The organism is Gracilibacillus oryzae (assembly GCF_009498735.1).
Classification (GTDB): Bacteria; Bacillota; Bacilli; order Bacillales; family Amphibacillaceae; genus Gracilibacillus; species Gracilibacillus oryzae.
This window is the reverse complement of the sequence record NZ_ML762427.1, coordinates 168,588-182,520: the sequence shown is the minus strand read 5'-3', so window position 1 is coordinate 182,520 and position 13,933 is coordinate 168,588. Positions and strand designations below refer to the sequence as shown.

Here is a 13,933-nt window from a genome sequence, read left to right as displayed (position 1 = left end):
TTCTATTAGCGGAAGAATCTTTTCAATTTTGGAATTCTCCGGAACACAAGCCAGTCTAACAGGAAAACAATGATGACAGATAGTCCGACAAGTGGAAAAACAACACTGAAAACTAGTAATGGAATCGTTAATCTTTTCTTTGTCAAAATGCTTGGACTATTAGGCGAGCCGAGCTGTCCTTTTGGTTTTCGCTTCCACCACATGATCCATCCGCTGATCACAAGCGTGATAATCCCAAGACATACCAATAATCCGCCAATCTGATTGATCAGACCATATTCTTGTCCTTTATGCACGGTTATTCCCCATGCCATTAACTTCCCTAATGGCTTATAATTGTCAAATCGATAGTCTGCCAGAATAGCCCCGCTATACTGATCAATATGCATTGTCGCTTCATCTCTTGCTTTAGGCGGAAAGACAGAAATGGTATAAACACCTTCCGGGCTGGATGGATAAATGACTTCATATGTTGGATAAATATTTTCTTTATCGGTAATCTCGACAACTTCATCAATACTTATTGGAATAAATCCATCATGTTGATCAGAGCTGGGAACAGGCATGGTTTGTGCAGACCATGGTACATCTGCAATATCTTTTGTTTGCAGTCCAGATTCAGGTGCACTACCCACCCAGATAGACGGCGGATAGCCTGCTCCGGCATTCGTTAAAATAGTTTGGACTTTCGTTCCCCAAAAGCCTGACCATAATAAACCTGACAAAACAAGGAATATAATCGCGATCGATAACCAAAACCCTGTAACAGCGTGCATATCCCGGAATAATGTCCGTTTATTCTTTCTTATCCTTGGCAGCAGGACACCGAAAATGTCCTTCCTCTTTCTGGGAAACCAAATATAAAGGCCTGTTGTTACTAAAATTAATGTCCAGCATGCGGCCAGCTCTACAATACGATCCCCAATGGTCCCCATCATTAATTCTCCATGAAATTCTTCCACTCGGTCAATCAATCGATGCTGATCATTTATTTTCCCGATTAGTTCAGAAGTATATGGATTTATGAAAAAGGTAAAAGATTCACCATTAACGAGGGCGCGCACTTCAGCTGAGCGGGTACTGTCTTCACCAGGCCGATATCTTGTAATTTCTGCGTCTGGATATTCCAGCATAACAGTTTCTATATGTGCAGAAGGAGCCATCTTTTCTCCTTGTTCTTGTACCTGATAATAATCTGCGTACAGGTTTGCTTCAATTTGTGGTTTGAACAAATAAATAGCACCTGTTACAGCGAGAATAATTAGAAAAGGAGCAAAAATGAGTCCAGCATAAAAATGCCATCGCCAAACGATCTGATAGATGTTTGCATGGCCTTTCTTCTTCTCTCTTTGAGTCATGGGCATTGCCTCTTTTCTTTCAGATTCACTCTTCATTATATGAGAATCTGCAGTAACTAGCCACTGACAATATTGTGAAATATGCAGAATGATAGAATTGGTAGATTTAGGATGGATTTTGAATACTTTGAGACGGACTTGAGATGGGGGTGAAGGCATTAGTATGTGTTTTGAATACTTTGAGACGGACTTGAGATGGGGGTGAAGGCATTAGTATGTGTTTTGAATGCCTTGAGACGGACTTGGGAAGTAGCTGAAGGCATTAGGATGTGTTTTGAATGCCTTGAGATGGCTTCCAAGATGTAGCTGAAGGCATTAAGATGGAGTTCAAATGCCCCGAGACAGCGCGTCTTGGGGCATTGGTTGAATAGCATGATTAGTGAATAATATATCCCTTGATCAAAATCTTACTTTATCCTGAACCGATCCATCCTTTTTATGAACAATTACCATCGTTTGTTTATTCTCAGCGATTTCTTTTGCGCGATCTATTGCATCCTGTTTTTTATCGAAAACGTTCGATGCTTTTTTTGCATCTTCTGCTTTCACTGCCCACCCATCCTCATGGGGAATGACATGTTCACCTTTATCTAGTAATTCCGGACGGCTGGATTGCTTATCCTCATCTCTTGTGCGTAAATCCTGATCACTCATTTTGTTCACGTCATCTATCTCTTTCTTTGAGGCATTCTCATACCACTCTTCTGCCTGATTCGTTGCAATCGGAATAGCTCGTCCTTCCTTATATCCCTAATCTATCATCGCATTGGCTATCTGAATGGCTTTTTTTCTGACTGGTTTGTCTAAGTTTTTTAATGAACTAGGATAATCATTAGTATCCCAAGGCATTTGCTGTCCTCCTCATTAGATTAAATGATTTCTTTACCTGCTTCTTCACACGCTTCCGCACATTCTCTACAAGCTTTTGCACATTGCTGGCAATGCTCATGTTCATGCTTCTCGCATTCTGCTGCACAAGCTTTACAGATTTTGGCACATACTGCTGCTATTTCTTTAATATATGGGGAGTTTCTCGATATGGCTGATTCAAGATAATTACAAATATCGGCACATTCCCGGTCTAAACGAATACATTCTGTCATCATATTTACATTCTCTTCTTGCAAACACGCGTCAAAGCATTGATTACAGGAATCCATACATTCATGTAATGTTTTTAAAAGCTTTTCTCTATTCATAATAAAAACCTCCATTTATATCGATTTCACATATAATTTTCCCGAATAAACCAGACATAAACATACCAGGGCTCTATTGCACGTAATTTAAATCTCGCTAAAAATGCCGATATAGAAATAAGGGGGGTTAATTCAGCATAGAGAGGAACGGATTAAAATGAAAAATTGGTGGATGGCATTAAAGAGACAAAGAGGGATGATTCGGACAAAACTGATCGTGTCTTTTCTAGTAATATTAATTATTCCTGCATCAATTATAGGTTATTTAGCCTATGAAACAGCAAAAAGTGAGGTAAGGAATAAGATAACAACTGGAACAAAGTCAAGTCTTACGTTAGTCCAAAGTAATACGAGCCAGTTTATCGACAGATCAATGATGAATCTTAATACTTTAACGGATGTTATAAACAGATACTCGCTAGAAAGTGATGATGCTACTGTCAGTGAATTTATGGAGTATTTTGTCAGTAGTAATGATGAGATAACAGAGGTCACAATAGGGTTGGAAGATGGGACATTCTTAGGAACACCTACAAATGAGGAAGGATTATTTAATCCTCGGGAAGAAGAATGGTATACCTCAGCTATGGAAACCGATGGTGTGGCAATCTCTAATGTTGTGAAAAGTATGGAGACTGACGAATGGGTTATCAGACTATCACAGCCACTTTCCAATCAGCAAGGAGTTGTTCAGTTATCAATGAGTCTGGCTCCATTAGCAGAAGCAGTTCAGACTACAAGACTAGGTGACACCGGTACGATGGCTATCCTTGATCGAGCAGGGAATATTGTAACAGGTACTGGTTTTATTTTTGAAGCTGGTGAGATAAAGCAAGGTGACAATTTTGCAATAGCCAGCGGGGATGCAAATCAAGAAGAAGTATCCGTAACAGAAATAGATTTAACGATGATGACAGAATTATATGAAATAGTAGAGCCAATGACAGGTTGGACTGTAACTGGATTAGTTGCAGTGAGTGACTATAATGAGGCGGCTGCACCTATTTTACATACTGTATTAATTGTGCTTGGTATTTTCATTATTTTAGGTGGAATCTTATTAATCTTTACTCTTCGTTCGATTTTTATCCCATTGAAGAAGTTACGCAAGAGTACAAGGAACGTCCGGGATGGAAATCTAAATGAGCAGGTAGATATAAAGCGAAAAGGCGAAATTGGACTTGTAGCAGAAGACTTTAATGAAATGACCAGCTCTATTCGCACGATTGTCGGGGAGCTGAAGCAAGCATCGAATTTATTAACAGGCTCTTCTGAATCGATCAAAGTTAGTACAGAAGAAACAACGAAAGCAATTGAAGATGTTGTCACTACGATCCAGGAAACGGCAGAAACAGCTGCTAGCGGTGCAGAAGCATCAGAAGAAACCGCAGAAGCCATTGATAGCATGGCAAATGGTGTGAAATCTATTACTGATTTTGTCGATATGATGAAGGAAACGGTAAATAAAACCGATCGGGATGTTGATAAAGGCAATGAAACGATTAAAAATGTTACTGCCCAGATGGATAAAATACTGGAAGCTGTCCAGGAATCTTCGGATATGATTGTCGAACTCTCGAATTTGTCGAATGAAGCAATTAAGATGAATAGTGCTATCGGCGATATTTCGCAGCAGACAAACTTGCTATCATTAAATGCATCGATTGAAGCTGCAAGATCAGGAGAACATGGCAGAGGATTTGCTGTTGTGGCAAACGAAATTTTAAAATTGTCTGACCAATCAAAAGAGGTGGCAGAAGGTATTGATTCTACTATCATGAAAATGATTCATATAGTTGAAAAAACCACCGAAACGATGAGGGGAAATGTACACAACCAATTGAATCAAGGTTTGCGCATTAGTGAAGAAGCTGCGGAGGCATTTGTGAACATAGAAGATTCAACAAAACAAATTGTGCAACAAATTCAAGGCATCACTGGAGTCACAGATTATATCTCTGAAAGGACCAAACAAGTGACTCAGAATATCGCTGCATTAGAAAAAGTAACCAGAATGTCTGCAGACAGCGCTCATACAACTTCTGCCTCAGCAGAAGAACAAATGGCAGCAATGCAGGAAGTCTCTGCAGCCTCCGAACAATTGGCAGAAATGGCGAGCAACCTGGAAGAATTAGTGAAAAGATTTAAATTATAGATGAAAAAAAGTAGAAGGAATCAGATCCTTCTACTTTTTCTTTTAGGAAATAAAAATTCCTAATAATAAAGCGACACCTAAACCAACGAGACCAATAAGTGTCTCCATCACTGTCCATGATTTCAGTGTATCTTTTACATCAAGTCCAAAGTAGCGCCCTACTAACCAGAAGCCAGAGTCGTTCACATGAGATAATACCGTTGCCCCTGATGCAATAGCAATAACAATCAGGCCAAGAACTGGCCCTTCTAAATTTAGTATACTGATTAATGGTGAAACTAAACCAGCAGCAGTAACCATTGATACGGTTGCCGAACCTTGTGCTACACGAACAGCAGCAGCGATTAAGAAAGCAAGCAGGATAGGAGGCAAGTTTGAACCGGCCATCATGTTTCCGATTACATCTCCGACACCAGAGTCAATTAGTATCTGTTTAAATACACCACCTGCACCTGTTACAAGAATAATAATACCGGCAGGCTCGAGTCCTTTATTCGCAATATCCTGAACTTCCTGGCGAGTGTAGCCGCGTTTTGTACCTAAGAAAATAAACGTTAAAATCGTAGCAATAGTTAAAGCAACAAATGGGTGACCTAAGAATGTTAAAATTTGCTTCACAATGTGGTCATCATCTAACAATACCCCTGAAAATGTATTAAGCAGTATTAATACTAAAGGAATTAAAATAATTGTCGCAATAAGCTGAAAGCTAGGAAGATCCCGATCATATTCCACTTCCTCTGTATTCATATAGTCAGGTACGACCACATGTAACCGTTTGGAAATATATCTTGCAAACAGCGGCCCTGCAATAATCATAGAAGGAATACCTGCTAAAGCACCAAACAAGATAACCCAGCCAAGGTCTGCTCCGACTAATTCAGCGACAGCAATCGGTCCGGGAGTTGGCGGTATAAAGCTGTGCGTTACGGCAAGACCTGCAAGTAATGGAATACCATAATAAAGTAATGATCTCCCTGTCTTTTTCGCAAGACCATATACGATTGGAACAAGGATGATAAAACCAACATCAAAAAATACAGGAATAGCTACTAGAAACCCAGTAATACCGAGTGACCATTGTGCTTTGTCTTCACCGAATTTATTAATCATCGTTTTAGCCAAACGGTCAGCACCACCAGACACTTCAAGCATCTGACCAAACATTGCTCCTAATCCGACAACAACAGCAACAAAACCGAGCGTTCCACCCATCCCTTCCTGCATCGTTTCAACTACATGATTAAGCGGCATACCTGCTAGAATACCAACTATTAAACTAACTACTAATAATGCGACAAAAGCATGAAGTTTTGTCTTGATAACTAAAAATAATAATAGGAAAATACCTGCAATTGCAATTAATATTAACATTTGATCTGACATAATTATCTTAATCCTCTCTTATAAATTACGTTTTTAATTGTTTGTAGCTAATGAAGTGGGGGGGAGAACCCCACTGATCATAGTCTCACTTTATGCTTTACTAACAGCATGTCCACCAAATTCATTTCTTAGAGCTGCAACCACTTTCCCGGTGAAAGTATCGTCTTCCAGTGATCGGTAACGCATCATTAAAGCAAGAGTAATAACAGGAGCGGCAGTTTGTAAGTCTAATGCTGTTTCTACTGTCCATTTTCCTTCGCCGGATGATTGCATGACACCCCGTATCTGATCAAGATTTGGATCTTTAGAGAAGGCATTTTCGGTTAACTCCATTAACCATGAGCGAATAACAGATCCATTATTCCAAACTTTGGCAACCTTTTCATAATTGTAATCAAATGGCGACTTTTCTAATAAATCGAATCCCTCTGCAATTGCTTGCATCATGCCGTACTCAATTCCGTTATGAACCATTTTTAGAAAGTGACCGCTTCCAGCTTCACCTGTATATAAATAGCCATTTTCGACCGTTAGATCTTTAAATATCGGTTCTATTTCAGGAAAAACAGCTTCATCACCACCAACCATTGTGCATGCACCCTGACGCGCACCTTCAATTCCGCCGCTTGTGCCACAATCAAAGAAATAAATTCCGTTCTCTTTACATTGTGCGCCTCGTCTGATCGAATCTTTGTAGTGTGCATTTCCGCCATCAATGACTCTGTCACCGTTCTCAAGATATGTTAAAAGTTCTGTGAAAACTGTTTCTGTAACTTCGCCTGCAGGTAACATCATCCAAATAGTTCTTGGAGGAGTAAGTGCTTGGACTAATTCTTTTAAAGAATCGGACGTTGTAACCCCTTCCGAATTTATTTGTTCCATCACCTTTTTATCTACATCGTGTGCTATTACATTATGTTGTTTATCCATAAGGTTAAGGGTAAGCTGATATCCCATCTTACCTAATCCTATCATTCCAATTTCCATTTAGATCATTCCTTTATCGAAAAAAATTTCGCTCTCATTCATTATACGAAAAAAAATTCTTTTTTCAAGCGTTTACAAAAAATATTTTTTTTCACAGTTAGATCTTGTATAATTAAAACAAATAACGCAGTTGAATTTTATTTCAGTGTTAATCATCAGAAGACCCCGCTGAGCAGTCATACTTCATAGAAAAATAGTGTTGTCAGGAGAGTATCTCATGAGAAAAAGTCAAACATGTTTAATTAATATCAGAACAAATTACCCAAGATTTAGTGTTACAGAAAGAAAAATAGCAGATTATATTTTAAAACATCCACAAAATATAATTCATTCATCTATTAATCAAGTTGCGGAAGATTTGAATGTTGCAGAGTCAACCGTTTTCCGTTTTTGTAAAAGAATTGGTTATAAAGGATATCAAGCAATGAAAATTGCACTGGCCTCGGAAGTCATTTCCTCAGAGGAAAATATTCATGAAAGTGTACAACAGGAAGATAGGGTAGAAACAATTGCGACAAAAGTTTTCCAGTCACACATTCAAACATTAAGAGATACATTGGAAATTATTGATGAAGATCGATTGGACAAAGCAGTAAACACATTAACTTCGGCACGGAATATCCATTTTTTCGGAAGCGGGGGTTCCAATATTGTAGCACTGGATGCCTACCATAAATTTATTCGTACTGGATTACAGGTGCAAGCAGTGCAGGATACCCATCTGCAATTAATGGCTGCTTCTCAGCTTACAGCAGATGATTGTGCAATATTAATCTCTCATTCTGGAACATCAAAGGATATTATTCATGTATTAAATATAGTAAGAAAAAGCAATGTGAAAACAATTGCCATTACTAATTTTGCTAAATCAACTTTGAGCGAAACAGCCAACCTCTCTTTATATACAAGTTCTGAGGAAACTTCTTACCGATCAGAAGCATTTTCATCCAGGATTGCTCAACTAACCATTATTGATGCCCTTTATGTGAGTGTATTGATGAAAATGGAAGACAAAGGCCAGGAAGCATTAAAGAAGATGCGGGAAGCACTACTTATCAAGCGGCTTTAGATAACTGTGATATAATGGAAAAAAAAGGAGGGGATATACTTGGGAAGTTTGATTATTTATTTAATAATCATTATCTTTGCAGTGATTGTGGTGGTTAACTTATCCAATAGACATACGGCCAAGGAAAATTCACAAATAACAAGTATGGCTCGAATTAAAGATGAATTAGAAACAAATATTGCACCAGGGCAATTTGTTTTTCAAGCAAATATAGAGGGCATCGATGAGTTGGAGAGTAAACTTCACCGATCTTTTACTGACACATACATTTCACAGATAAAGCAAAAATATGTGGATGAAAATAGTGAAAATACAGAGCGGCATTTCACATGGCTTTTTTATGAGTTAAAACGTTTTTATTTTATGGCTGCCATTTTTAAAGAAATACCAATGTATAATCTGGATATTGATGACATTTGGCATAAAATGATTATGTATACAAGGGATTACCAATCGTTTTGCCATGATTTTATCGGTGATCTGATACACCATCAGCCAAATGCAGCGGATGATGATGGGAAAGACCCGGATAAGCGCGCATTATTTGAATTTTACTATTCCGTTTTATTTGAAGTTGATGAGAAAACAGCGTTCTGGCATAATCCTTTCTATCGTTATCGGCTGGATGACCAAGTTAGAAGAGACTTTCAACGAGAAGGTATTGCATTTCTTCTGGAGAAATACTTCCGTGAAACAGATGATCCATTATTATATAAGGTACAAACAGGATTAATTGAATACATTCAATCAAATGACCAAATATTTGATGAGATGGATAGAAATTATACGAAAAAGAAGAATAAAAAAGATGTGGCAGCCCCGGCTGATTCCAGTGGTGCGGTAATTTTTGCAGGTGGTGCCGATAATACACATGATTCAAGTGACAGTTCTGGTGGGGGCGATTCTTCCTCCTCTTGTGGATCATCATGTGGATCTGGGTGTGGTGGAAATTAGGTCAACTAGAAAGACCGTAAGAGTTCAAATTCTTGATCTCTTACGGTCTTTTTGTATATTTAGTATAGTTACAAATGCTAAAAAAATGCTGGCAGATTTATAGAAATGAAAAACAAGTCGGAGTCCATCATATATCTCCGACTTGCTTTATTTATCAACGAAAGAAATTCAGCTACAAGACATACCCTGCCAAAACGCTCTGAACCTCATAAATATTTAAACTTTTATTAAACTGTTTCTGAATCGGTGTGGAACTGCCGGAAACCCATATTTTCAGTTCGGCATCCAAGTCGAAGCTGCCCGCTGTTTCAATGCTAAAGTAAGTAATATTTTTATATGGGAGAGAAAGCAGTTCCGTTTTTTTGCCAGTAATTCCTTGTTTATCGACTAAAATTAATCTCTTATTAGTGAAGATAAACAAGTCGCGAATCAATTTGTATGCTTTCTCAACCTGCTCTCCTGATGCTAAGGTTGTCGCAAATTCCTTCTCGATATCACTTACATCTAATTCTGATGCATTTCCCATTAGACCATCTAAAAATCCCATGTAAGATCCTCCTTCATTTTTTTGAATGAGTTATTCTTTCAGTTAAGTATATCATTATATTGAATAAAAACCTAAAAAAGGAAATGTATTACTTAGAATGTTTCTATACCTCAATTTCAGGCCTTACATCTTTCTTGCACAACTAGTTCTTTAAGAGCTCTCTCGTCATCATCTTTCCAGTCTGCTTTCCCTTTCTCCCTATACCACTCTAAACAAAGAATAAAAATGATAATAATCTCAACCAAGTCCCCGCCATAATACATGATCATACTGCCTGACTCAGCATCAGACCTTTCTATCCCGGCTGGAGGATTAGCATAAAGATATTTTGCTAAAATGCTGTGAGCAGCCAATTACAGAATCATAATAATTGACCGATATAGATAGCTTGTGCGATGGGAGAGCGGCTCCATGTAGATAATAGAGAGTGTATAGACATAGCCTGCCAGAAATACATGAAGGTGAATGATTATATGTAACAGGATGTCTTCATGCATTAGATGATACAAATCAGTCGTGTATAAAATCCATAATCCGCCGATATTTAGCAATGCAGCGATAAAAGGGTCTGTGATTACTTTGACAGGGGTACTTCTTAGAATCTTTGTTAACAGTTTGGCATTTTTTACACTAAGTGCCCTTAGAAACAATGTCACTGGTGCCCCGACCACCATTAATAACGGGGCAATCATTCCAAGCATTAAGTGGACAACCATATGAAGAGAAAAGCTGAGCATTGCTTTGTCAGCGAGTGGACCTGTGACAGCAACAATAGCAAGCAGGCTTCCAAGCATCCAGCAAACTGTCCGATATACCGGCCACTCTCGGCTTTTTTTTCTGGAATGAATGATAGCAGCAACATAAAGAAAGATCCCGATAAAGAATGGGAGGGACAACAAAATCTGGGAAAGCAGGTCAAAAAAGTTAGTATGATTCAGTTCATTCGGTAATGGATGATGATGATGTGCCATCTGATTGAGATCCTTTCCGTTTCTTTTTGGCTTTAAAAACAACCATTATTCCTGCAATAATCAGAAGTACAGCGGTAACATTCCACACAATATCGTATATAAGCACATTTTCAACATAACGGATCTGGTGAATTTTTAATAGTTTGTGCTGGATGATGCCATCATATAATTGAAAACTGCCTGCTCCTATTAGTACAAATCCCCACCATCTGGTAATGATCCATTCTCCACGTCTGCGCAAATCTGCTAACATGAATAAACTGGCAACAGTTGCGAACCAGCTGAATGCATGAAACAATCCATCAGATACTAGACCTATGGCTGTAGTAGACCTGTCATAAAAGTGGTGCCAATGCAGTAGCTGGTGAAAGACTACTTCATCTATAAATGCCACAAGTCCTAACCCGAAAAGAATACCAGACCATTGATTGCGTGATAATACAGATTTTTTAGCTCTCCCTCTAGCAGAATATCCCACCTCTACACTCCCTTTCCTTATTAACTACTTTATCCAATCTGATAGAAGTATAAACGTCTAGATTCATATATAAGTGAGTGTAAACCTGGTTGTGAATTATTGTTACAAACAAAACAAAAAAAGACTCTCATCTTGTTTTTAAGATGAGAGTCTTTGTATTAACTCTTATTTTCCGATAAATTGCTGTGTCCATACATTTCCGTTCTCAACAAAACCTACACCAATATGGGTAAAGTTAGCGTTTAAGATATTTGCACGGTGTCCTTCACTGTTCATCCAAGCATTCACTACTTCTTGAGGAGTCTGTTGCCCTTTTGCAATATTTTCTCCTGCAGTTTTGTAGTTAATACCGAATTGTTTCATCATATCAAATGGTGAACCATATGTCGGGCTATTGTGGCTGAAGTAACCGTTTGAAGCCATGTCTTGTGATTTTGCTCTTGCTACTTTGCTTAGTTCTGTATCAACTTTCAATGCTGCTAAGCCGTGTTTTTGACGTTCCTGATTTGTAAGTGTGACAACTTGTTGTTCGAACTGGCTAAGCTCACTAGCAGCTTGGTCCTTCTTAGTTGTATTTTCTTTAGCTGTTTCCTGCTTTGCAGGCTGCTCTGGCTGTGCTGCTGGTTCTTTTACTGTTTCTTTTTGAGTTGTTTCTTTCTGTTCTACTGGTTGTTTCTGAGTTGTTTCTTCCTGTTTTGCAGTTTCTTGTCCTTGGTTGTCTTTTAACTCTACTTTTGCCTGTGGATATTTAGCCAGCCACTTATTAAGCATCTCTTGAATAGAAGAGTTAGAGATATGATTTCCGCTATATTGATAATAAACGTGTTTAGTATAATTAGTTTGTGCTTGAACATCCTGTGAAAAGCCGCTGCCAAATAATATAGTAGAAACTAAAACTGTGCCGATTGCTATTTTCTTAAACATTAGTAAATCACTCCTTGTTGAAATTTCCTCTATAGCATAGCATGAGTTTTCTTGTAATATTTGTGGATAGAATTGGAACATAGACATTAGGTGAGAGAATAATAGAGTTCACTAGGAGAATTTCTATTAATAAATGGAATAAAAATAATGTACAGGAAATAATAGGAGGGAAAAAGGTGTTGACAATATTTTTTAACAGAAATCTGTTTAATCATATTGTTACGTTCTTGTAATACAACAACAGCAATACCGGTATACTTTTTTAGCAATTTGTACTAATGGAAAATCAGCCTTTCTGTGCTAATCTTAATTATGAAATCGCTTTCTTATTAAAGTTATCATAATTAAATTAGGGAGGTAATGTAATGAAAGGCTATAATGTCCATTCATTTAAGATGAGGTTCAGTGCAGTTGGGGTTCTTAGTCTGCTTCTTTTCTTGCTTATCGGATGTGCGAATAATACGAATGGTGAAGGGGAGAAGGAAATTAGTGTAATGGCGAATGTCCATACACCCCAAGTAGCGACAGACAGTCCTGTCCTGGATCAAATTGAAACAGCGGCAGATGTGGAATTAGACATCTCATGGGTGCCAGATGAAATGTATGATGATAAAATGAACACAGTAATCGCTACAGAAAGTTATCCTCGAGCGATGTTTGTAAAGAACTCAGATTCTTATAATAAAATGAAAGATTCTTTCAATGAGGAGGTTTATTGGGAGATAAGCAAATACATCGAGGAATATGAAAATTTAAGCAACTTAGATCCAGTCGTTTTAAATAACACAGCTGTAAACGGAAAGATCTTTGCGCTTTATCGTGAGACACCTTTATCAAGATGGGGCGTTATGTACCGCAAAGACTGGGCAGAGAACCTTGGAATAGAAGCGCCTGAAACAACAGATGATCTATATGAAATGTTCCGGGCATTTACTGAAGATGATCCTGATGGCAATGGAGAGGACGACACGATTGGTGTTACGCTAAATTCTGACCTGACTTACGGTGGATTTAAATTTGTCAGTTCCTATTTTGGCTCACCAAACAACTGGGGAGAAAAAGATGGAAAGCTGCAGCCAGAGTTTATGTTCCCGGAATATATCGAGACAATGGACTTTTTTAAGCGCTTACGTGATGAGGGGTTAGTGAATAAAGACTTTCCTGTTACGAGTAAAACAGATCAGACAGAAATGTTGACAAGCGGCAAATCAGGAGCACTTGTAGGATGTTTATGTAATGCAGTAGGTTTCCAGGATAGTATCCAGAATACAAATCCTGAGGCAGAATTAGATGTGCAGAATCGAATCGCTGTTCCTGGTGGCGTGCCTGGAACATGGTCTACTGCTGGATACGGTTCCGTTGTTTTATTCCCGAAAGCAACAAATAAAACAGAAGAAGATGTAAAAGAGACATTAGCTCTTTTTGATAAAATGATGGAACCTGAAATTTATAATGCAATCGCTTACGGAATTGAAGGCGAGCATTACGAATTAGTGGATGGAAGAGCGAAACGAATCGAGGGGGAAGATGTGGAAGCATCTTTTGAACAAAAAATCAGACCATTACTAGGCTTGGCAATTGGAGGGGAACTATCTATTGATGCATTAGAGCCGAGCTTTGTCAGTGATTTAGATGAAAAACAATATAACCAGACACAAGACAATAACGATATTTTAATTCATGACCCAACAGTCGCGCTTCATTCCAAGACTTTTGGTGAAAAAGGAGTCTACCTGCAACAGATTATCACTGATGCAACTTTCCAATATATGCTCGGAGAGATCGACTTGGCCGGGTTTGAAGAGGCTGTTGAGAAATGGCGTAAAGAAGGCGGCGACCAGATTACACAGGAATATAATGAACAATACAATGCATTACAGAACAATTAAACAAAGGATACAGGGG

At 38.3% G+C, this 13,933-nt stretch carries 13 protein-coding genes and 1 pseudogene; 4 read left to right on the top strand and 10 right to left on the bottom strand.

The genetic code is table 11. The annotated features are described in order from the left end of the window. Window positions 1–5 precede the first annotated feature (5 nt). From F9U64_RS07745 to F9U64_RS07735, 3 genes and pseudogenes are all read right to left on the bottom strand, one after another. The gene (locus F9U64_RS07745) at window positions 6–1,358 is read right to left on the bottom strand and encodes a PepSY-associated TM helix domain-containing protein (protein WP_228275622.1); all 1,353 of its coding nucleotides are present in this window, start codon (window positions 1,356–1,358) and stop codon (window positions 6–8) included. Between the two features lie 399 nt (window positions 1,359–1,757). Next, a pseudogene (locus F9U64_RS07740) lies at window positions 1,758–2,207 on the bottom strand (DUF2188 domain-containing protein). Window positions 2,208–2,227: 20 nt separating this feature from the next. Beyond that, a complete protein-coding gene (locus tag F9U64_RS07735; protein ID WP_153402435.1) occupies window positions 2,228–2,557 on the bottom strand; it encodes a four-helix bundle copper-binding protein in 330 nt (109 codons plus the stop codon). A 157-nt stretch (window positions 2,558–2,714) separates the two neighbouring features. Between F9U64_RS07735 and F9U64_RS07730 the strand changes: the two genes are divergently transcribed. After that, on the top strand, window positions 2,715–4,712 hold the full coding sequence (locus F9U64_RS07730) for a methyl-accepting chemotaxis protein (protein ID WP_153402434.1): 1,998 nt from the start codon (window positions 2,715–2,717) through the stop codon (window positions 4,710–4,712). 42 nt (window positions 4,713–4,754) lie between these two features. Here the strand turns inward: F9U64_RS07730 and F9U64_RS07725 are convergent, their stop codons facing one another. Next, window positions 4,755–6,098, bottom strand: coding sequence for a GntP family permease (locus F9U64_RS07725; RefSeq protein WP_153402433.1), 1,344 nt, complete (start codon window positions 6,096–6,098; stop codon window positions 4,755–4,757). Between the two features lie 90 nt (window positions 6,099–6,188). Beyond that, window positions 6,189–7,085, bottom strand: coding sequence for a phosphogluconate dehydrogenase (NAD(+)-dependent, decarboxylating) (gnd, locus tag F9U64_RS07720; protein ID WP_153402432.1), 897 nt, complete (start codon window positions 7,083–7,085; stop codon window positions 6,189–6,191). A 217-nt stretch (window positions 7,086–7,302) separates the two neighbouring features. Here gnd and F9U64_RS07715 point away from each other — a divergent pair, with 217 nt between their 5' ends. Together F9U64_RS07715 and F9U64_RS07710 are read left to right on the top strand one after the other, a co-directional pair. Beyond that, window positions 7,303–8,154 carry a MurR/RpiR family transcriptional regulator gene (locus F9U64_RS07715; RefSeq protein ID WP_153402431.1) on the top strand — a complete coding sequence of 284 codons (852 nt, stop codon included), beginning with the start codon at window positions 7,303–7,305 and terminating at the stop codon, window positions 8,152–8,154. Window positions 8,155–8,193: 39 nt separating this feature from the next. Next, window positions 8,194–9,108 carry a glycine-rich domain-containing protein gene (locus F9U64_RS07710; protein WP_153402430.1) on the top strand — a complete coding sequence of 305 codons (915 nt, stop codon included), beginning with the start codon at window positions 8,194–8,196 and terminating at the stop codon, window positions 9,106–9,108. 172 nt (window positions 9,109–9,280) lie between these two features. On the opposite strand, the gene F9U64_RS07705 is transcribed toward F9U64_RS07710, so the two are convergent. From F9U64_RS07705 to F9U64_RS07690, 5 genes are all read right to left on the bottom strand, one after another. Beyond that, window positions 9,281–9,655 (bottom strand): PH domain-containing protein, encoded by a 375-nt coding sequence (locus tag F9U64_RS07705; protein ID WP_153402429.1) that lies wholly within the window; start codon window positions 9,653–9,655, stop codon window positions 9,281–9,283. Window positions 9,656–9,771: 116 nt separating this feature from the next. Further along, a complete protein-coding gene (locus tag F9U64_RS23485) occupies window positions 9,772–9,924 on the bottom strand; it encodes a hypothetical protein (RefSeq protein ID WP_323125829.1) in 153 nt (50 codons plus the stop codon). A gap of 84 nt (window positions 9,925–10,008) precedes the next feature. Then, complete coding sequence (locus F9U64_RS07700; RefSeq protein WP_323125828.1) at window positions 10,009–10,626, bottom strand: cytochrome c oxidase assembly protein; 618 nt, start codon at window positions 10,624–10,626, stop codon at window positions 10,009–10,011. Next, the gene (locus tag F9U64_RS07695; RefSeq protein WP_153402428.1) at window positions 10,595–11,104 is read right to left on the bottom strand and encodes a DUF2243 domain-containing protein; all 510 of its coding nucleotides are present in this window, start codon (window positions 11,102–11,104) and stop codon (window positions 10,595–10,597) included. Before F9U64_RS07695 ends, F9U64_RS07700 begins: the two co-directional genes overlap by 32 nt. Before the next feature lie 165 nt (window positions 11,105–11,269). After that, complete coding sequence (locus F9U64_RS07690; protein WP_153402427.1) at window positions 11,270–12,028, bottom strand: CAP domain-containing protein; 759 nt, start codon at window positions 12,026–12,028, stop codon at window positions 11,270–11,272. Between the two features lie 365 nt (window positions 12,029–12,393). Between F9U64_RS07690 and F9U64_RS07685 the strand changes: the two genes are divergently transcribed. Continuing rightward, window positions 12,394–13,917: an extracellular solute-binding protein gene (locus F9U64_RS07685; protein ID WP_228275621.1), complete on the top strand. Its 1,524-nt coding sequence runs from the start codon at window positions 12,394–12,396 to the stop codon at window positions 13,915–13,917. Window positions 13,918–13,933: the final 16 nt, after the last annotated feature.